Annotated in this window: 21 protein-coding genes; 4 read left to right on the top strand and 17 right to left on the bottom strand. The window is 49.1% G+C overall.

Annotated elements, in window-relative coordinates:
* Positions 1-14: 14 nt before the first annotated feature.
* The 13 genes from traM to HMPREF9446_RS17450 all read right to left on the bottom strand — a co-directional run bounded on the left by traM (position 15) and on the right by HMPREF9446_RS17450 (position 9,963).
* Positions 15-1,334 (bottom strand): conjugative transposon protein TraM, encoded by a 1,320-nt coding sequence (gene traM, locus HMPREF9446_RS17505; RefSeq protein WP_009127079.1) that lies wholly within the window; start codon positions 1,332-1,334, stop codon positions 15-17.
* Positions 1,246-1,563 (bottom strand): hypothetical protein, encoded by a 318-nt coding sequence (locus tag HMPREF9446_RS18840; protein ID WP_143722933.1) that lies wholly within the window; start codon positions 1,561-1,563, stop codon positions 1,246-1,248. The genes traM and HMPREF9446_RS18840 overlap by 89 nt, the downstream gene beginning before the upstream one ends.
* Positions 1,560-2,183 (bottom strand): conjugative transposon protein TraK, encoded by a 624-nt coding sequence (traK, locus tag HMPREF9446_RS17500; protein ID WP_009127078.1) that lies wholly within the window; start codon positions 2,181-2,183, stop codon positions 1,560-1,562. Before traK ends, HMPREF9446_RS18840 begins: the two co-directional genes overlap by 4 nt.
* A 21-nt stretch (positions 2,184-2,204) precedes the next feature.
* Positions 2,205-3,218 carry a conjugative transposon protein TraJ gene (gene traJ / locus HMPREF9446_RS17495; protein WP_009127077.1) on the bottom strand — a complete coding sequence of 338 codons (1,014 nt, stop codon included), beginning with the start codon at positions 3,216-3,218 and terminating at the stop codon, positions 2,205-2,207.
* Between the two features lie 3 nt (positions 3,219-3,221).
* Positions 3,222-3,851 (bottom strand): DUF4141 domain-containing protein, encoded by a 630-nt coding sequence (locus HMPREF9446_RS17490; RefSeq protein WP_009127076.1) that lies wholly within the window; start codon positions 3,849-3,851, stop codon positions 3,222-3,224.
* Positions 3,848-4,201 carry a DUF3876 domain-containing protein gene (locus HMPREF9446_RS17485; RefSeq protein ID WP_039969960.1) on the bottom strand — a complete coding sequence of 118 codons (354 nt, stop codon included), beginning with the start codon at positions 4,199-4,201 and terminating at the stop codon, positions 3,848-3,850. Before HMPREF9446_RS17485 ends, HMPREF9446_RS17490 begins: the two co-directional genes overlap by 4 nt.
* A gap of 41 nt (positions 4,202-4,242) precedes the next feature.
* Entirely contained in the window at positions 4,243-4,839 is a 597-nt protein-coding gene (locus HMPREF9446_RS17480; RefSeq protein WP_009127074.1) for a hypothetical protein, read from the bottom strand.
* Complete coding sequence (locus tag HMPREF9446_RS17475; RefSeq protein ID WP_039969931.1) at positions 4,832-7,366, bottom strand: TraG family conjugative transposon ATPase; 2,535 nt, start codon at positions 7,364-7,366, stop codon at positions 4,832-4,834. Before HMPREF9446_RS17475 ends, HMPREF9446_RS17480 begins: the two co-directional genes overlap by 8 nt.
* Entirely contained in the window at positions 7,363-7,689 is a 327-nt protein-coding gene (locus HMPREF9446_RS17470; protein ID WP_009127070.1) for a DUF4133 domain-containing protein, read from the bottom strand. The genes HMPREF9446_RS17475 and HMPREF9446_RS17470 overlap by 4 nt, the downstream gene beginning before the upstream one ends.
* Before the next feature lie 3 nt (positions 7,690-7,692).
* A complete protein-coding gene (locus HMPREF9446_RS17465) occupies positions 7,693-8,016 on the bottom strand; it encodes a DUF4134 domain-containing protein (protein ID WP_229089538.1) in 324 nt (107 codons plus the stop codon).
* Positions 8,017-8,109: 93 nt separating this feature from the next.
* Positions 8,110-8,769 (bottom strand): DUF4122 family protein, encoded by a 660-nt coding sequence (locus HMPREF9446_RS17460; RefSeq protein WP_009127068.1) that lies wholly within the window; start codon positions 8,767-8,769, stop codon positions 8,110-8,112.
* 1 nt (position 8,770) lies between these two features.
* A complete protein-coding gene (locus HMPREF9446_RS17455; protein WP_009127067.1) occupies positions 8,771-9,205 on the bottom strand; it encodes a DUF3408 domain-containing protein in 435 nt (144 codons plus the stop codon).
* 5 nt (positions 9,206-9,210) lie between these two features.
* Complete coding sequence (locus tag HMPREF9446_RS17450; protein ID WP_009127066.1) at positions 9,211-9,963, bottom strand: ParA family protein; 753 nt, start codon at positions 9,961-9,963, stop codon at positions 9,211-9,213.
* A gap of 767 nt (positions 9,964-10,730) precedes the next feature.
* On the opposite strand from HMPREF9446_RS17450, the gene mobA reads away from it, so the two are divergent.
* From mobA to HMPREF9446_RS17430, 4 genes are all read left to right on the top strand, one after another.
* A complete protein-coding gene (gene mobA, locus HMPREF9446_RS17445) occupies positions 10,731-11,153 on the top strand; it encodes a conjugal transfer protein MobA (protein WP_039969959.1) in 423 nt (140 codons plus the stop codon).
* Positions 11,138-12,400, top strand: a complete 1,263-nt coding sequence (gene mobB / locus HMPREF9446_RS17440; RefSeq protein WP_009127062.1) for a conjugal transfer protein MobB — start codon at positions 11,138-11,140, stop codon at positions 12,398-12,400. The genes mobA and mobB overlap by 16 nt, the downstream gene beginning before the upstream one ends.
* A 52-nt stretch (positions 12,401-12,452) precedes the next feature.
* A complete protein-coding gene (gene mobC / locus HMPREF9446_RS17435; RefSeq protein WP_009127061.1) occupies positions 12,453-14,492 on the top strand; it encodes a conjugal transfer protein MobC in 2,040 nt (679 codons plus the stop codon).
* A gap of 272 nt (positions 14,493-14,764) precedes the next feature.
* The gene (locus tag HMPREF9446_RS17430; protein ID WP_039969958.1) at positions 14,765-15,184 is read left to right on the top strand and encodes a hypothetical protein; all 420 of its coding nucleotides are present in this window, start codon (positions 14,765-14,767) and stop codon (positions 15,182-15,184) included.
* Positions 15,185-15,203: 19 nt separating this feature from the next.
* On the opposite strand, the gene HMPREF9446_RS17425 is transcribed toward HMPREF9446_RS17430, so the two are convergent.
* From HMPREF9446_RS17425 to HMPREF9446_RS17410, 4 genes are all read right to left on the bottom strand, one after another.
* Positions 15,204-16,490, bottom strand: coding sequence for a sigma-54-dependent transcriptional regulator (locus HMPREF9446_RS17425; RefSeq protein ID WP_009127059.1), 1,287 nt, complete (start codon positions 16,488-16,490; stop codon positions 15,204-15,206).
* Positions 16,465-18,798: a hybrid sensor histidine kinase/response regulator gene (locus HMPREF9446_RS17420; protein WP_009127058.1), complete on the bottom strand. Its 2,334-nt coding sequence runs from the start codon at positions 18,796-18,798 to the stop codon at positions 16,465-16,467. The genes HMPREF9446_RS17425 and HMPREF9446_RS17420 overlap by 26 nt, the downstream gene beginning before the upstream one ends.
* Before the next feature lie 36 nt (positions 18,799-18,834).
* Positions 18,835-19,281 (bottom strand): hypothetical protein, encoded by a 447-nt coding sequence (locus HMPREF9446_RS17415; protein WP_039969925.1) that lies wholly within the window; start codon positions 19,279-19,281, stop codon positions 18,835-18,837.
* 19 nt (positions 19,282-19,300) lie between these two features.
* Positions 19,301-20,115: phage baseplate assembly protein V (locus tag HMPREF9446_RS17410; protein ID WP_009127056.1), on the bottom strand; the 815-nt coding region annotated here is incomplete at its 5' end.

Raw genomic sequence — 20,115 nt, 5'->3', positions numbered from 1 at the left:
ATGTTCATTGTTTCTTATTGTTCCGGGGAATGGAGCAGCACCCGGTGTCCGGCCTTGAGCGTGACCTTGACCGTACGCATCCTTTTGGTGATATACTGCGAGACGCCCTGCAGCACGCCTTTACCCACATCCGAAGCAATCTGGGCTCCGGCATCGGTGGAGATGTTGATGCTGCTGTTCATCGAACTGCCCATGTTGGCTGCAATTTCCCGTGCGGCATCATACTCCAGCGAATGGGGAATCAGGATTCCCTGCTGCCCGTCCGTATCATAGACTTCCAGTTCCACAGGAAGGATGCTGCCACCCGCTTCCAGGGTATGAATGACGATTTCCAGCCGTTCCCCCTGGATCCGGGTTGCACCGACCAGCACGGTCCCTTTCGGGATGAACCGGTCTGCCACGGCCATGGGTTCCGTAAGCCGGAGCCGGAGAGCCTGCCCGTCGGATACGGTCTGCGTACCATGCACACAGGCGGCAATGGTATTTCCGGTTGTCACGGTCTTCCTGCCGACGGGGGTGTGGAATCCGGTATTCCGTTCACCGGCATAGACGGAAAGGAACTCCTCTTCCGTCAGGGGTGCGGAAAGGCTGGACACCACCTGGTTCTGCAGCCGCTTGACCGGCATGGCCGGACGGTCTTCCGCTTTTGCAGCAGGCATGGCGGACGGGGCTGCCTGCCGGCTGTTGTACCTGGCGGCCAGTTCATATGACTTTTCCATGAGGGCCATTTTCTCTTCCATTCCCGGGGATGTTTCCTGTCTGTCCGCCTGCTGCCGTTCCAGCTCTTCGATTCTTTCCAGCAGCTTCTCCTTTTCTGGATCCGCCGCCGGTTCATAGATGCTCCCGAGGGTACGGTTCATCTGCCGGTATGCTCCGGCGGAGGAAGTGACCGCTCCGGCAGGACCTTCCATCCTTTCCGGGTCTGCATCCGGTTCCTTGGGAAAGGTATCCGGCAAACAGACACTGTCCTTCGGCTGTTCGTTCCGGAACATGGATTCGGCCGTATCAAAGAAGGTTTTCCGTTTCCGGCTTTCTTGTTCCAGCAATGCCTTCTCATAAGCATCCTTCTTGTTGCCTTCCAGTTCCTTGTCCTCGGGGGAAGGGATTTCGGTATTGAACCCTTTCCCCCGGTTCTGTCTGGTCTCTTCCTCCTTCGAAGGAGAAAATATCAGGTAAAGGCTGCCCAGACACAGCAGGCCTATGAGCGGATATACCACGAAGCGGGCACGACGGCGCTTCTGTTCCTCAGTCAGCGGTTCCCCGTCCCTGCGGAACGGAATCCTGAACGGCTTGAGCAGCCGTTCCAGCTGTTTCTTGATTTCTTCTTTCTGCATCTTCGGTTATCGTTTGAATAAAATGTTTCCGGAGTGTGTCCTGTCTCATCCACAGATATTCCGTATCACGGTTCCTGCCGTCTGTCAGAGGGACAACGGCCGTACAGATACAGGAAAGGGCAAACGGGACGAACAGGATGCCCAGGACAATCTTTCGCTGTTTCCGACCCAGCCGGCGGCAGAACAGCCTGAGTGCCAGGTCTGCCTGCCTGATCGGATTCCTTCTCATCGCTCCACACTCCTCAGGTCCTTGTTCTCAAGAATGGTCAGGTGTTCGATGATGAATCCGTTGGGGTTGTCATCCGAACGGGAAGTGTTCTGGAGCTGGCATTCGGTGACCAGCGAACGCTCCGTCACGTTGCTCTGCCGGATGATCATCTGCCGGGCATAGGTACGGGCCTTGTAGGGGTAGGCGGAAAAGTCGCAGAGGACGCTGTCCACCCGCACCGCCTGGTTGATGTTGCCGGATATAAGACGGTTGTAATACCCCTTTTCGGCAAAATCCACATAATAGTGGTAGGCACTCTTGTCGGCCAGTTGGAGCGCACGGTTGATGTTGTGCTCGATGGCGTCTTTCTGCGGTGACAGGCCGAAGAAGAGTTCATGGAACCTGCGCACATGCTCCCGGGCTTCGGCCGGACGGTTCTGCGCCAGATCCTGCGAGAGGGCCAGCATGAGCGACTTGCCGCCGTCCAGCACATAGATCTTCTCGCGCTGCTTCTCCGCAAAGCGGTAGGAGTGCCACAGGGCGAAGACGGTCACGAGCGTGCAACATGCCACAAAGGCTGCCAGCATCAGACGTATCCGTCTGAAACTGCTTTCGATATTGGTCAATGACTTGAATTCCATCTGTTCATGATTGTTTTTCGGTTATTTTCCACGCAGGCGTCCTCCGATGTTGCCCAATGCTGAGCCGGCTGCGCCCGCGGCAAATCCTCCGGCCTTGGTTGCGGTACGGTTGATGTTGCGGCTGTAGTTGCCCGCTCCACCGGCCTGTACAATCCAGCCGGCCACGGTCGGTACGGTAAAGTAGCCGATGATACCGATGAGCATGAAGATCACATACACGGAATTGGAGTTGTCCAGCGAATAGTTGGGATTGTTCTGGAGCTCCAGGATGTCGTTCTGAAGCATCAGCACCTGTATCTTGGCCAGCATGCAGCTGAACAGGTCACTCACCGGGAGCCACAGATAGACGGATATGTAACGGGTGAACCACTGGCTGAGCGTGGATTGGAAGCCGTCCCACACGCTGAAGGCGAAAGCCACCGGACCGAGGATGGAGAGAACCACCAGAAAGAAGGTACGGATCGTGTCTATCAGCAGGGAAGCGGCTGCAAACAGCAGCTCAAGCAGGCTGCGGAAGCCGTCGCGGATGCTCTTTTCCAGACTGTACATGCCCACTTCCATGTACATGCCCATCCGGGTGGCCATGGCATCGGGAGACCAGCCGAGTTCGTCTATCTGACGGTCGAACTCCTCATCGCTCACCAGGTAGGCCGTTTCCGGATTCCGCAGCATGGCTTCCCGTTCCAGCCGGTCCTTCTGTTCCCGGTACTGCTGCATGTCCATCGTCTGCCCCTCCAGCATCCTGTGGGTTCCCTGCACGATCGGACTCAGTACCGTATTCATCGTTCCGAGCACCAGCGTCGGGAAGAGCATGATGCAGATGCCGATGGCAAACGGACGCAGCAGCGGATAGACATCCACGGGTTCGGCACGGGCGAGTGACTGCCAGACCCGCACGGCCACATAGAACAGGGCACCGAGTCCGGCCAGACCTTTACCTACCGCCATCATGTCCCCGCACAAGGGCATCATCTCCTGATACAGGCTTTCCAGTATGGTATGGAGATTGGAAAAATCAACGGATAACAAAACCATAGGCTACCAGTATTTGGAGGTTTCACTTCCGTAGAGCGCCAGTACGCGGTCCAGATCGTTCTTCTTCCGGGCACGGAGGATACTCACGGCAATGTTCCGGTTCGTATAATAGTTCACCAGGTTGCGGTAGCGGCGCATGCTGACATGACAGCCGTCCACCACATCCATCCGGTCCTTGTCCGTCATCGAGAGGGTGCTGACATTGATGACCTGTCTCAGGTCCTGCAGCACGCCGTTGCTCTCTTCCAGCAGCCGGGTGTACCCGAAAGCGATGGCGTCCAGTTCCTGCGGGGAAAAATTCTTGTCGCCCAGCATCTTCCGGAAGTTCGTCACATAGATTTCCGAAACATCGCCGACCATCAGGATGATTTCACTGACCTTGCGGGCATCCTTCACCAGGTTGTTCACGGATTTCAGCGCATCGTAGTATTTCTTGTACTGCTGGTAGATCTTCACTGTTTCCGCAAAGTTCTGTGCGGTATTGGTGGCCGTTGCGGAAGTGTGCACGATATTGTCCGACATGTTGATGATGCTCTGGGCCAGGTTGCCCGGATCGGTCACCACCCATTGTGCCCGGACTTCTCCGGCCAGCAGCAGGGCTCCCATGCCCAGCAGGAGAACCGCTCTTCTCATGGCTTCACCTCCTTCCTTACATAATCCCCGTTCGGGGAGAAGGTCAGTATGTCGGCCGCCTCGTTGTAGGCGACATCGATGCGGTAGCCGGTGTTGATGAACAGGTTCCCGTCCTCTTCCACCAGCAGGTAGGTTTCCGGCTTCAGTTTTCTCGTCCTGCCGCTTCTGGAAAACACCGTCACCTTGTAGGCATCCCCTTCCTTATAGATAAGGACGTCCGGCTTGCCTTCCACACTGCTCCATGAACCGCAAAGGCGGTCACAGTTTCTGTTTCCGCTGCAGCTCTGGAGCAGCAGCGTTGCCGCCCCGACCAGGCAGGCGGCCAGTCTGTACAACTGTCTGTTTTTCATGTCTTGTCTTTTCATGATGTTGTTCTTATTTTGCCATCTGTTCAGAGTCCCTTCCCGCGTCCTTTCGGTTTGGCGACAACCGGTATATGGGCTTTCCGGCAAGGCTGCCGATTGCGTAACGGACGTGAAGCCGGCTCCGTTTCCCGGGTTTGCCTTTTGCCGGTCATCCCCGCCATCCGTTCCTCCAGTTTCCTGCAGGCTGTCTGCGCCTGCTTTTGTCTGACGGTGTCGGAAGCACTCCGGTCTATAGCGTACCTGACCAGAAAAGAAGGTGTCACAAACGGGTTTTCCACATGTTCGGGATCGGCTTCCAGTGTCTTCAGTTTCAGCCATTCTTCATGCAGCCGGTCCAGATACGCAGCGGGCGGGCGGGTACAGAGGCGTTCGAAGACCTGCTCTACGGCCCGGGTCAGCCTGGCATCCACTTCAAGGATATCGGGCACGGAACCTTTCCGCCTCTGCTGCCTGTATTCCTCCGGATCCATGTCCTCCAGCTGCCGGTACAGTTCGTAGTCTTTGGAAAAGCCGTAGTGTTCACGGATATCCCGCGGAATATCCCAGCCGTTCATCAGGGACCAGTAGAAGCACTCCACGATTTCGCTGCGTTTCTGCGGGTCGGTTTCAAAAGGGTCATTCATGGTTGTCTTGGTTTAACAGGTTACTGTTTCTGGCGGCTTTCCTACGGTTGGCCAGCTGCCTGACAGCCAGCTGCAGATTGCCGTCCAGTTCTTCCGTCAGCTTCTGAAGTTCCAGCTTTTCCGATTCTTCCGTCGTATAGATGGCGTATTCCTCCTCGCTGACCTCGGTGGCATATACGGCCGAATGGGTACCTCCCAGTCCGATCCATACTTCACGGTAGATACGTCCGGGGTGGTTGGCCTGGTTGATGGACAGGATCTGCCCCCGTTCCTTGTCGGTCAGCCCCAGGAGTTTCTGGATATGATCGAACTTGTTCATGTATTTCCGCTGGTCCAGCAGGATCTTGCAGTCGCTGTTGTTGATGATGGCTTCCTTCACGACGGGCGAACTGATGATATCGTCCACTTCCTGCGTGACCACCACTGCCTCACCGAAATACTTTCTGACGGTCTTGAACAAATACTTGATATACCCACTCATATTGGCGGACATCAGCGCCTTCCAACACTCTTCAATCAATATCATCTTACGGATGCCTTTCAGACGGCGCATCTTGGCGATGAAGGTTTCCATGATGATGAGTGTGACCACAGGCAAAAGGACCTTGTGGCTGCTGATGTTGTCCAACTCGAATACGATGAAGCGCTTTTCGGTCAGGTCCAGTTCCTCTTCCGAATTCAGCAGGAAATCGTAGTCACCGCCCCGGTAGAAGGGTTCCAGTACGTTCAGGAAACCGTCTATGTCAAAATCCTTTTCACGCACTTTCTTTTCCTCAACCACCCGGCGATAATCGTCCCGCACGAACTCGTAGAAGCCGTTGAAATCGGGTTTCAGCGTCCGGTCTTCGGCAATCCTGCGGATATAGGCATTGACCGCACCCGAGAGCGCCACCTCTTCCGAACGTTTCGGGGTTTCATCCTCACGCTTCCAGAGCGTAAGTATCAGGGTCTGGATGCTCTCACGCTTTTCTACGTCATACTGCCGGGTTTCCGAATAGAACGGATTGAAGGCGATGGGCTTGTCTTCCTCATAGGTCAGGTAGATGCCGTCCTCCCCACGGGTCCGGTTGTGGATCAGGTTACAGAGTCCCTGGTAGCTGTTTCCGGTATCCACCAGCAGGATATGGGATCCTTGTTCGTAATATTGCCGGACAAGGTGGTTCGTGAAGAAGGACTTGCCGCTTCCCGAAGGTCCGAGTATGAACTTGTTGCGGTTGGTGATGATTCCCTTCCGCATGGGCAGGTCGCTGATGTCCAGGTGGACCGGAACACCGCTCCGGCGGTCTGCCATGCGGATGCCGAACGGACTGGGAGAGCTGCGGTAGTTCGTCTCCGAGGCAAACAGGCAGACGGCCTGCTCCAGGAAGGTATGGAAACTTTCCTCGGCCGGAAAGTCACCGGCATTTCCGGGAATGCCCGACCAGTAGAGTACGGGGGTGTCAACCGTGTTGTGACGGGGGACGCAGCCCATCAGGGCAAGCTGGCTTCCGGTATCGTTCTTGATGCGCCGGAGTTCCTCGCCGTCATCCGCCCAGGCCAGCACGTTGCAGTGGCAGCGTACGGGAAGCAGTCCTTGGGTATGGGCTTCGTCCAGAAACATTTCCGTCCATTCATGGTTGACGGCATTGCTCCGGCTGTACCTGGACAGGGACAGCATGTTGCGTGAAGTCTTTTCCATGCGTTGCAGGATTTCCTGGGCATCGTCAATGAACACATACTGAGAATAGATGTGGTTACACGAAAGCAGCAGCCCGACAGGAGCGGCGAACGAAAGCATGCAGTCACTGCGGTCGGTGGACAGACGCTCATAGCGTCTGTCCGTAGCCACGCTTGCGGGCAGGTCCTCCGTATCGGAAAGGACATGCAGGCAGAGGCGTTTGTCACCGACCCTCATCCGCCCGGGATCGAGGCAGATGTCTTGCAATACGGGAGGTCTGTCTTCCATTTCCAGGGCCAGGTACCTTTCGAACAGCCCGGGAGCGTCTTCCGTACCGACCAGTTCTTCCGTCCTCAACCGTTTCATCCGAACATGGCCGGAATCGTTCATGATACGTTCGAACTGCTCCACGGCTTCGAGGAACTTCACCACGGCATCCCAGTCCGTGATTTCCTTGGGGAGGATGTATCCCCGGCACAGGGTGCTGAAGTCGCTCCGGCGGCGGGTCCGCTCACGCGTGGTCTTGGTCAGGTACAGGAAACAGCGGTGCTGCAGATAGGGGCGCTCGTTGAAATGGCCGGCATAGCTCCGGGACAGGAAGCTTTCTGCAACGTCTCCCTCCGCAGAGTAGCTTTCCCGGGTGAACCAGTCCTGCTTGTACACGACCGAAAAGGCGGGAAGCACCTTGATGGCCTTCACCCAGGTGCCGTGCATGGCCTCGTACTCGGCGGATGTCACGGTATAGAGTTCGGGCAGCTCCACTTCATAGGCCACCGTAATGTCGCCATCCTTGCTGACGATGCAGTTGTTCTCCACGGCCAGGATCGGAAAGCGGCTTTCCAACTCAGCGATTTTCAATACGCTTCTCATTTCTTCTTTTTCTTCTTGGGGGTTAATAGGCTTCTTATCCGGCGGCGGACAGTCAGGTAGCGGGGATGGCTTTTTTCGGCCAGCGCCTTCATCAGTCCGTGTTCCCCGTACCGGGCATTCAGGCGGAAGGTCATCCATACGGTCAGCGAACCGGAGAAGGCCCCGAACGTGAGGCAGACCCACTGGCTGACACCGGCCATATAGAGGATGACCACCACCAGAAAGACCGATACAAGACCGCCGGCAAAAATGAACAGGTACTGTGACTTCAGTCCCTTGAACTCAATCGGGCGTCCGGCGCCCTTGTTGATGCGGTACTCCATGGATTAAAGGAAGAATGAGCGGAGAATGGTGGCTGCCACAATCAGGAAGATGCAGGCGAAGAACCAGCTCGCCGCCGTCTTGGACGTATCCGGATCACCGCTGCTGAACTTGCCGTAGGTCTTGATGCCGCCCACCAGACCGAGAACGGCACCGATGGCATAGCAGAGCTTGGTGGCGGGGTCGAAATACGAAGTCATGAGGCTGGTGGCCTCGTTGATGCCGGCCAGACCCTGGCCCTGTGCAAAAAGACCGGCTGTGAACAGCACGCTGAATACGGATAAGAGGATTCTTTTTCTCATGGTAGAATCGTTTTTGAGGTTTGACATAAATTTGATTTCGGTGACAAATATATCAGTAAAGGAAAGCGGTTGGACAGGTGTGTCATTAGATGGCACCGGATGGCATCAGATGGCGCATGGTCAGATATATTTCCGCCATCCGTCCGCAGGGTTTTCGTTTTCTTTCGGGGGAAGCGGCTTGGGATTTCCGTCTTCATCCAGATACCTGTCCAGAAGTTCGTCCACCATTTTTGCGTTTTCCGCATTGGACGTGAAAATGTCAATCAGGTTGCTCTGCTGGATGGAGAATACAATACGGGCTGCCTGCAGGGCCTTTTCCTCACCGACCTCTCCCTTGCGGGCCAGGTATTCCCCCAGCGTTTCCATATCCCTGCTCGAAAGGACCGGCGAAACGGATTCCACATCGGGGTTCCCGGCATCCAGCTCTTCCTGCTCTTGCAGCAGGAGTTTCATCTTTTCAAGGGCAAGATTGCATTCTACCTCTTCCTGTTCCACATTCTCCTCTTCCCCGATGAAGTTCTTTTCAAGGGGCTGGCTCATGAAAGGGGCAGCCGTCTTGCCGGCATTCTCGTCCAGGTAGACGTAACGGGTGCTTCCCATCACCTCATCCTCAGAAGCTACAGCCCCCGTTCCGGAGGCTTCCGGCTTTTCTTTTTTCACGGGTGGCTTTCCATAAAGCAAGGTGCAGACGGTTTCGATACGTGTCCGCCAGCAATACACGCTGTACAGCAGATAAACGATGCATACAATCCGGACACACAGGTATATCAGTTCTTCCATATCAGAATGATTTTTGGGTATTGCGACGAAATAGCTCGTCAAGTTCTTCACTATAAGTATCCAGATGATGCGTCAGCACATTGTCCAGAAAAGCGGGTATAGTCATATCTGCATTAAAAATGGGAAGTGCACGGGCCAATCTTTGATAGATTTCGTAACTGATATAGGTCTGCCGCTTTTGGACAGTTTTTTTTCGTTCCAAAAACTGCGTCCGATACAGGTCCAGCCTTTCATCCATATTCGGGTCGCTGTGTACCGCTTTGCGTAACTTCTTCTGCTCACGTTTTTCCGCCTCTTGCACTTCATTTTCTGATTCTCTGGAAGGTAGATTTTCAATGCTGCCTGTCTCTGGTTTGGCACATGAGATGGACTCACTGGCCATCATGTCCTTCAGGGCATCTTCATTCACCTTGAATATTTCTCTTTTCTTTGCCATAGTTTTTATCCGGGAAAAATGATACGTTCCATTTCCTGCGCAAATGCTTCCAGTCTGCTGTCTTTTAGGAGAATTTCAGAAGGAGGAAGCAAGGTGCAGCGGAAATGCTGTCTGGACAAGGGAGTCATCTCCTTGTTAAATCGCTCAAGGTCAGGAAGCACGGTATCGAACACCTTCAATCCCATACGAGATATGATGGTATTGTACATCACAAAGAGTTCCTTGGACGTACGGCTGTCCATGCGGTTCCAGAACAGACGTATGTCTTTCAAGGGAGCATTCGGATGCTGGCCAATGAAATCCTGCACGGTCGAAACAAAGGAAAGACTGCTCTGCATGACCATCCGGTCTTTCACGATGGGGGTGAAAATAAAATCCATGTTCATGACGGACTCGAACACTCCACGGGAATTGACCGTACCGGGAAGGTCGAAGAATATCAGGTCATAATCACCTTCCAGCCTGCCGGGAATCTTTGCGGCCTCTTCCGGAGTAGAAGTGACTATCGGATAGGCCTTGCGAGTGCTGTTCTCAAACTGGCGGCAGAAAAGCCGCTGGTGATACTCGCTCTTTTCCAGGTTCTTCAAATCCCTTCCCCGTAGTTTGTCCAGGCTAAACTGGGGATAGTCACAGTCAACAACTGCAACATTCAACCCTTTTACATAATTGAAATAACTGGCAAGTACTATCGTTACCGTGGACTTGCCCACACCGCCTTTCTGGTTACTGAAGGCGACAAGAATCGGACGTTTGTTCATTCCTTTTCGTTTTTGGGGTTAATATTCACTTTCTCTCTTTTTGTTACTCCACATGTACTACCCGGTAATCTCGTATAGAACCATGAAGCAAACACATTCAAAATCCTCCATGTATTGCATGGTTGCATCAATATATGATTGCAATACGGTGTCATTGCATGGATGCATCGATATACGATTGCAATACGACGTCATTGCATGGATGAATCAATATATGATTGCAATACGATGTCATTGCATGGATGCATCGATATACGATTGCAATACGATGTCATTGCATGGATACATCGATATAAGATTGCAATACGATGTCATTGCATGGATGCATCGATATAAGGTTGCAATACGATGTCATTGCATGGATGCATGATTATGTTATTGCAATCTAAAATCTGCGTCAAAAATAAGGTCTTTCAAGCAGTTTGGATGCGATACTCCATCCTTGTGGCATCAGACAGCATCAGATGTCATCAAATGTCGCACAACAGCATGTTTTACAGATGGATATGTCGGTGTAATTTTGCAAAGTCAGAACCGAGAAACGGCAGGAAAGATGCTCCAACGGACCACAGCACGCCGCAAGCGTCGCGCAGCAATCCGCCGGAGGTGGATTCTCTGTTCAAGCGAACAGAGCAAGTTGTGTCTTTGTCCGACAGAAAGTATTCTGCCCGACAAAGACCAACTTGCCCTCCCTCACGGTCGGGGGATTTTCCTCCAAAGTCGGAAAATCTGACAGAGAATGCAAAACAACCCAAATGAAGCAAAGCATGGAGAAAAAGCAAGGGACAAGAACAGGCCGGAAACCGAAGACGGATCCGGCGGATTACAAGTACAGCTTCCGTCTGAACGCGGAAGAGAATGGAAGGTTCGAGAGGCTGTTTCTGGAATCAGGAGCCAGGGACCGCACGGTCTTCATCAAGAAGTCGCTCTTTTCAGGGCAACTCAAGGTGATCAAGGTAGACAAGGTATCCATGGACTATTACATCCGGCTCGGGGAATTCCACCGCCAGTTCCAGGCTGTAGGAAACAACTACAACCAGGTTGTAAGGGCCGTACAGAAGAACTTCGGGGAGCAAAGGGCACGGTCCCTGCTCTACAGGCTCGAAAAGGCAACGCTGGAACTCATCCTGCTCAGCAAGCAGATCATGTCATTGACCCGGGAATACGAAGAGAAATGGTTGCCAAGATAAGTCATGGGGCCAGCCTTTACGGGGCACTGGCCTACAATCACGAAAAGGTTCTCAAAGGTTCGGCGGAAATCCTGTCGGGACACCGGATGATTTCCGACCGGCCGGGCCTGCCGAGCGAAGACCTCCGGCTGGTTCTCCTTTCATTCGAGAACCATCTGACAGCAAACCGACGAACGGAAAAGCCCGTCCTGCACATTTCGCTCAGTCCGGCACCGGAAGACAGGCTGGACAATGCCCGGTTGATGGAACTGGCCGAAAAGTACATGGACAAGATGGGGTACGGACAGCAGCCGTTTATCGTGTACAGACACAACGATACCTGCAACACACACGTGCATATCGTCAGTGTCTGCATTGATGATGACGGCAGGAAAATCAAGGATTCCTATGAGCACCGACGCTCGATGGCTGCCTGCCGGGAACTGGAACAGGAATTCGGGTTGCGTAACGGGGCGGATGCGGAAAGACAGAATCCGAAAGCGGAACTGAAAAAGGTGGATGTCTCCAAGGGGGATGTACGTCACCAAATTGGCAACACCTTAAAGGCGGTTCTGGAAAGTTACCGTTTCCAGACTTTCGGTGAATATGCAGCCTTGCTTTCCACACTGAATATAGAAGCGAGGCAGGTGCGCGGCGAATATAAAGGGACAGCGTACACGGGAATCATCTATTCGGCAACCGATGACAGGGGAAAGGTGGTCAGCCCACCTGTAAAAAGTGCCCGGTTCGGCAAACGGTTCGGAGATGCCGGCTTGTCCGAACGGATGATGCGGCATGTCCGGGATTTCAAGGAAGGCAAATGGAGACCGGCCATAGCCGGCAAAGTCGCCCGTGCGATGCGGGATGCCAGGTCTGAACAGGAGTTCAAGAAATTGTTGAAGCAGGAACAATTGGATGTGGTATTCCGGAAAAACGACTCAGGACGCATCTATGGCGTTACTTTCATGGACCATGACAGGCGCGAAGTGTTCAACGGCTCACGGATGGGAAAAGAATTTTCAGCCAATGTATTCAACGACCTGGTCAAATGGTGGGACGGTATTCCCCGGCAAGAAAAAGAGTCATTCAGCGGACCGGAGCTTTGGAAACGGTACGGTCACTCTGTGGAGGATGGCAGTGCGCTTGAACAGGCGGCAGGCATCTTCTCTATGGATACCAATCCGGCCGTCGATTACGAGGAAGAAGCGTTCCGCCGTCGCATGAAACGCAAAAAGAAACCGCAGAAACGCAAGTCGCGCGGCATCTGACACAACCATTATCACCCCGGGGGACCATGTTCCCCTCAAATGCTACTTTACTATGCAACAGGAAGACGATTTGAGAGCCCTGGCCAAAATCATGGAATTCGGCAGGGCTGTCAGTATTTTCATTTTGGTAGTCCACGTCTATGTGTACTGCTACCCGAGCATGGCTGCCTGGTACCTGAACCTGGAAGTCATCGACCGGATACTCATGAACTTTGAACGGACGACCGGTATATTCGGCTGCATTCTTTGGACCAAGCTCCTGGCCGTACTTCTGCTGGCCATTTCCTGCGTGGGCACCATCGGCGTGAAAGGGGAAACGATTACCTGGCAACGTATCTGGATGGTCCTGACAACGGGGGCGGTTCTCTTCTTCATGAACTGGTGGCTGCTGGATTTGCCTTTTCCGCACGAGGCGGTCACCTCCCTGTATATAATGACACTGGCAACCGGTTATCTCTGCCTGCTAATGGCCGGTCTGTGGATCAGCCGCCTTTACCGGCACAACCTGATGGAGGATGTTTTCAACATGGAAAACGAATCTTTCATGCAGGAGACAAGGTTGATGGAGAATGAGTATTCCGTCAATCTGCCTACCCGGTTCCAGTATGGCGGCAAATTCAATGACGGATGGATCAATGTGGTGAACCCGTTCCGTGCCACCATCGTATTGGGAACGCCGGGGTCCGGCAAATCCTACGCAGTGGTGAACAACTATATCAAACAGATGATTTCCAAAGGTTATAGCACCTATATCTATGATTACAAATTCGATGACCTCTCCACCATTGCCTACAACACCTTGTTGCACAACATGGACAAATACAAGGTGAAGCCTCATTTCTACGTCATCAATTTTGATGATCCGCACCGTTCACACCGCTGCAATCCCATCAATCCGGAGTTCATGACAGACATCTCCGATGCCTACGAAGCAAGCTATACCATTATGTTAAATTTGAACAAAACCTGGATTGAAAAACAGGGAGACTTCTTTGTGGAATCGCCGATTATCCTGTTGGCAGCCATCATCTGGTATCTCAAAATTTACAAGAACGGTATCTATTGCAGCTTCCCTCATGCCGTGGAGCTGCTGAACAAACCTTATTCCGATTTGTTTACCATATTGACCTCCTATCCGGAGCTGGAAAACTATCTTTCTCCTTTCATGGATGCCTGGAAATCAGGAGCTCAAGACCAGTTGCAGGGCCAGATAGCTTCCGCGAAAATCCCACTTACCCGAATGATTTCCCCGCAGCTTTATTGGGTGATGACCGGTAATGATTTTTCATTGGATATAAACAATCCGGCAGAACCTAAAATTTTGTGTGTGGGCAATAATCCGGACCGCCAGAACATCTATTCCGCCGCATTGGGTCTCTACAATTCGCGTATCGTGAAACTCATCAACAAGAAGGGGCAGCTTAAAAGTACAGTCATCATCGACGAGCTGCCCACCATCTATTTCCGTGGACTGGACAACCTGATTGCAACGGCACGATCCAACAAAGTAGCAGTTTGTCTGGGTTTCCAGGACTTCTCCCAATTGAACCGAGACTATGGTGAAAAGGAGAGTAAGGTGATCCAAAATACGGTCGGCAACATCTTCAGCGGACAGGTGGTCGGCGAAACGGCCAAGACGCTTTCGGAACGTTTCGGAAAGATTCTTCAGAAACGGCAGTCCGTTTCCATCAACCGTCAGGATGTTTCCACCTCCATCAATACCCAGTTGGATTCCCTAATTCCGGCTTCCAAGATTTCCAACCTGTCACAAGGTTCCTTTGTAGGTGCCGTATCGGACAACTTCGGTGAGAAAATTGACCAGAAGATTTTCCATGCGGAAATTATTGTGGACCATGCCAGAGTGAGTGCCGAAGAAAAGGCATACAAGAGAATACCGGTTATCAACTCCTTCAAGGATAAAGAGGGGAATGACATCATGCTTGAACAGATTCAGCGCAATTACGACCAGATCAAGGCGGATGCCCAAGCCATCATCAACGACGAGATGGAACGGATCATGAATGACCCAGAACTGTGTGAACGGCTGGGTATTGAAAAAACAGAATCTGAAAACAAAGAGGATGGCAAATAAATCATGGCCGGATTTGATTTTCAAGAAACATTCCGTATCTTTGAACCTGAAATAGAACATAACGGCGGATTACGGGATGTTTTCCGTTGCTTATATACATAAGTCGCAAGATGTCACAGGTAGAAATCTGGTAAATTTCAAAAAAAACGATGACTATTGCGTGAGGCTTATGCTATACCTTATAGCATGAGCCCATGCAAGTTATCGTTTGGGCTATTACCAGAGCCTCTACCTGAAACTGCATGGGCTTCATGCTTTTTTCAGATAAGGGTATGGCAAGAATACGAATCGTTATGGCAATTACATTGGATGGATTTCTTCCAAAGCAAGAGGAAAAATTCATGCAATGGCTTATGGAAGAACCTCGAAAAGGTTTTCCGTATTGGAAAGAAAAAGCTTCATTTCAAATCAATGAATTATATGGCATAATAGACCTGTCTGACATGATACGTAGATTTAGCGCGGATTGTATATGCCAGACTATCATACATGATAAAAATAGTGCAGATTATGCCGATGGTCTTTTCCAATATAATCTTGTTGACGAAATGGTTCTTTATACGTTACCGATATCCTACGGGAAAGGATTTTCATTGATGGATAGTATCGGTAAACATCATTGGCAACTCCGCTCTTTCAAACTGTACCCCAATGGCATTTCCCGTTTGGTGTACGAAAAAAGACGTATGTAATAATCCGTGTCACAATTTGTTACTTTATCTTTTTATAGATTGAAGTACGACTTATTCCTAAAATTTGTGAGGCATGGGAAATGTTTCCATTACATTCTTCTATCACATTGATTATTCGTTTTTTTTCTAATTCTTTCTTCGCAGCCTTGTCCGGCTCCGGGCTTTTAATTTCTCCTGTACTTTGTCCGATGCCAAAACAATCCAATACGGGAGATTCAGAAATAGCCACAGAACGTCTCACCATATTTTGCAGTTCACGTACATTGCCAGGCCAGGCATAAGTCAACATTTTACACTTAGCTTCTTCTGTAAAACCGACAGTATCCTTCTTGAATTCTTTAGAATAGCGTTCGCGGAAAAATTCAGCAAAAGGGAGAATATCTTCAGTGCATTCAGCCAGGGAGGGAACTGTAATTTCAAACTCGTTTAGACGATGGTAAAGGTCTTCTCTGAAACGGCCTTCCTGGATTGCCTGCTGAATGTTTTCATTGGTAGCTGCAACTATACGTACATCTGCAATATGTTCCCGATTGCTTCCCACCGGCATATAGGTATTCTCTTGCAACACCCGCAGCAGCATCGCTTGTACTTCATAAGACATGGTACCTATCTCATCCAAGAACAAGGTACCCCCCTTGGCCTTATCAAAATAGCCTGCTTTGTTGTTATCTGCCCCCGTAAAGGAACCTTTTTCATGACCAAAAAATAGGGAAGGAGCCAAATCTTTGGGGAGAAGTGCACAGTTCACTGCCAGAAAAAGCATATTGGAACGATCACTTCCTTGATGGATACTTTGGGCTATAGACTCTTTTCCTGTTCCGCTGGCTCCGTAAATAAGCACTGACATATCAGTAGGAGCAACCATTTCTGCATACTTCAGGATCTCTCTCATTCTGGCGCTTTTACGCTGAAGCAGCATCGGCTCCTGTTTTCTTACTGTAACCAAAGGAGCAAATACATCCTTGGTCAGTTCCAGCAAGTGTTCTTTGCGTACGGGTTTAGGCAGATAATCTACAGCTCCCAATTTAATGGTACGGACAACATCAGGTACAGACACATACTCAGTGGTAATAATAAAAGGAGTATTATTCTTTTCCTTACGCAGCCACTCCAGCAATGAGATTCCGTCTCCGTCCGGCAAACGCACATCCGAAAGAATCAAGTCAAAATGTACCTTGCGGATTAACGAACGGGCTTTCGTTGCATCTACGGCCGTTATAGCGTCATACCCGGCCTGTACAAACCAGTCTTTCTGCATCTGTGACAGGTTTATATTGTCTTCAACAATCAATACTTTCCTTTTCATTTTTCAATCGTGTTAGTTCTTTTTCTGCTTTCGTCATCAATGTTGAAACATGACTCAGAATCTGCCGTGTGTGGTTCTTCAGCACCACATCACTCACTTGGTCATCCTTTAAAATATCACGGTATTCAAATAGAATATCCTCCATATGCAGAAGTTCCCAGACAGGTTGCATCCGATGGACTATTTCACGCATCTGTCTTCTGTTGCTTGCCGATAAAGCAGCCAGCAATTCATCCTGGTCTTTTCTGGACTGCTCTATCAAGGTAAACAGCAGTTTTTCCTTATCCTGAACCTCTGACAGCAAGGCATCCAAATCACTTGGCGGAGACGCTGCTACATGACATTGATTGATAGATGAAAGCAGATTGAGCAGTTCATTATAAGAAAACGGTTTATAGATACAATCCGTAAATCCGGCTTCCTGTAAGGACTCCTTGGTCTGCTCACCACGTGCGGTCATGGCTATGACCGGTATCGTGCGAGAATTACCTATATTTGAATGTCGTAGCAAAATCAGGAGATTAAAACCGTTGGTACCTGGCATCTGAATATCAGTAAGCAACAAATCATAGTCCTTTTCTCTCATCTCCTTTACCAGTTCTTTGGCCGAAGCACAGGTCGTACAATTAATGCCGTTACGTTCAAGCAAATCCTTGATGACTGCACGCAACATACTGTCATCATCAATGACAAGTATATTATGAGGCAAATGTCCGGTATGGGTCAATACGGGCTTTTCACATTCCAGCGGTTCATCCGTTTCTTCAAGAGGAAGAGTTACCTTGAAGGTACTTCCCTGATGAATCTTGCTTTTTACGTCAATTTCTCCGTTGAAGAGATGGACAAGTCCCTGTATAATGGACAAACCTAAACCAAAGCCATCAGTATTGTTTGCTGTCATCTGCCGTTCAAATGGGCGGAAAATACGTGCAAGTGTTTCCTCCGTCATGCCAATGCCGGAGTCAGTCACTTCCAAATACAATTTCCCTTGAGAATAACCGGCATGAAAGGAGATTTCTCCGCATTCCGTAAACTTGATAGCATTGCTGAGCAGGTTGCCGACAATCTGTTCTATACGGTCCACATCTCCACGTAATCTGACATCCGTATTGTCAAACGAGGTGTTGAACAGCAATCCCTTGTCGTTGACCAGACCGGAAAAACGGGAAGCAATCCGATCAAGCATTTCATGCAGACTGAACGGAACATAGTTGCATTCTTCTTTGGATTGATTCAACCGGTATACATCCAATAAATTATTCAGCAGATGTACTACATGCAGACACACTGATTCAATGTTGGACAAATAGGTATCACGCCGTTGGTTATCCACTTCCCTCCTTGCCAATTCAACTGTTGCACTAATCACGTTCAAAGGGGAGCGGATATCATGCGATATGGTTAAAATGATTTTGTTGCGAATTTGCAACAATGCAGCATTCTGCTCTATGGTTTCCTCCAACATTTTGCTGGTCTTCTGCTTCTCACGCAGGTCCTTCTGGATAATCAGATAAGAAACAATCAGCAGTATAACAGCTGATATAACCAGCCACGTGATGATGCTTTTTGAACGGTCATAAGAGGCATTCAATTGTTTTTCCTTATCTTCAAGTATTTGCTCGGCCTGATCATTCATGGTTGTCATCAGCGAGCGCAGTTTTCCATTGATAACCTTGTTGTGCCTGCGTAAACTATCAGTACAGACATCTATGTTGTCATTGAGTTCGTTCTGCATGGAAAGCAATTCTTTATTCAATGCATGCAATGCAGCCGAAGTGCTGGGTGTAACTTCTACTGTCTCTTTGCCTCCGAAGAAGCCCGCCAATCCTTTTTTCTTGCGAGTTATCGTTTGCGGAAAGACATTATAAGGTATTTTGCTGAATTGTAAAACGCCATGACCATCTCGGCTTTGAATCAGATACATGATTTGAGCCAGGTGCTCTTCCTTGATTTTCAAGAGGGAACGCAGTGAATCTACTTGGCTTCGCGCAACATGGATTTCATTCTCTTTTCGTATATCCAGCAATGTGGAATCCACGTACTGCCGAAGTGAACGATAGTCAGCAAAATCCTTTCTCTCCCAAGAAATGGCAGTTTCACCCAACATGGCAAGAAGTGTGATATGACGATGGGCCGTATTGACCTTGCGCTGTACCTGCTGAATGTGTCTGGCTTCTTTTTCAATATCCGATATACGCATACGTTCATGTTGTAGAATTCCGAATATGCATGCTATTATAGCAAACAGAATAAGGTGTCCTACAAGAATTTTATGTTGTATACTGACTTCGGGTACTTTAAAACTCATAATTTCGTCAGTTAGTTAACCGTTGATGAATAGAAACTATTCTCTCATTATACATTCCGGACTATTCATATGATTTGTCATTTGTTCTAGAAACCAACTAATTTCTCCTCCTGAATAATCCAACTCTAAAATACTTTTAATTCTTTCCCATTGAAAACGAATATCTGCCATATTATGTATTGATAGTATCTCATTATCTTTTGTTATAGATATAATAATACCATTATATCTATAACTTATCCTTCTTAATAAATCTTCCTGTTTTTTTAGTTTATCATTATTGATATACAATATATCAGTAAAATAGAATTGATACTTATTTTTCCCTAATGATATGACATGAACATATTTCACACATCTTTGAACATAAATAACTCCTCTATCTAATGACTCAATATATGAATCTAAGGCATATACTCTTGGTGGTAATACATTTATGTTATTTACTGTTTCTGAATAAGCTAAATAATCTAATATTGACATATTGCTATATTTCAAATTATTAACCTTCACATATTCGAGCCTCGCTCGCTCCTTTAAGTAGAGATTTTCCATCAGCTTGAATTATAACATCCCCTGATGAAATCATATCTAAATCCCCTGATACTTGGCTACACTTTCCACAGATTTGAATATTTGCATTTTTTTGTATAGCAGTATCTAAACAACTCATAGAGGTTCTCAATTCATTTCCTATTTGCATAGTTACATTCTCTTCAACAATCGTTTTTAATTGTTTTGAATACTGTGAAATAGTATCTTCTATATTTATAAATAATTTTTTCGCATTTAGAAATAATGACTCTTGGGCAGTTATTTCAATACTCTCCTCAGAGGTTTTAAACATTAATTCATTTCCACTTTTATCTTTTAATATAATATTTTCACCACCTTCTGTGTCATCAAAAATAAGAGTGTGACCACTACGTGTAATAATGCTTTTAATACTATTGTTTCGTCCTCCCCCATAGCCGTTTTTCTCATTAAACATACTACCTGAGACATAAGGGCGAGATGGATTGGCTAGTTCAAAACAAACTATCACTTGATCATTTTCTTCTGGTACAAAAACAAACCCTCTATTTTTGAGAACTATTTCACTTTTACCCGAATCTAGACTTCGTACCCGAATCCAGTTAGTTGTCTTATTCTGTTCCTCTTGCCATACAAACTGAACTTTAACACGTCCTTGACTCTCTGGGTCAGCATTACTGATTACCTTTGCAAGCATCGGGTGAGCTTGAGGAATGACAACATTGCTTACCGGGATTCGTTCCATACTTGCCGGAATGCCTTCAAAAGTATTGGAATAAACAC

It is taken from the genome of Bacteroides fluxus YIT 12057 (assembly GCF_000195635.1).
Lineage (GTDB): Bacteria > Bacteroidota > Bacteroidia > Bacteroidales > Bacteroidaceae > Bacteroides > Bacteroides fluxus.
This window is presented reverse-complemented; position numbering and strand designations above follow the sequence as displayed.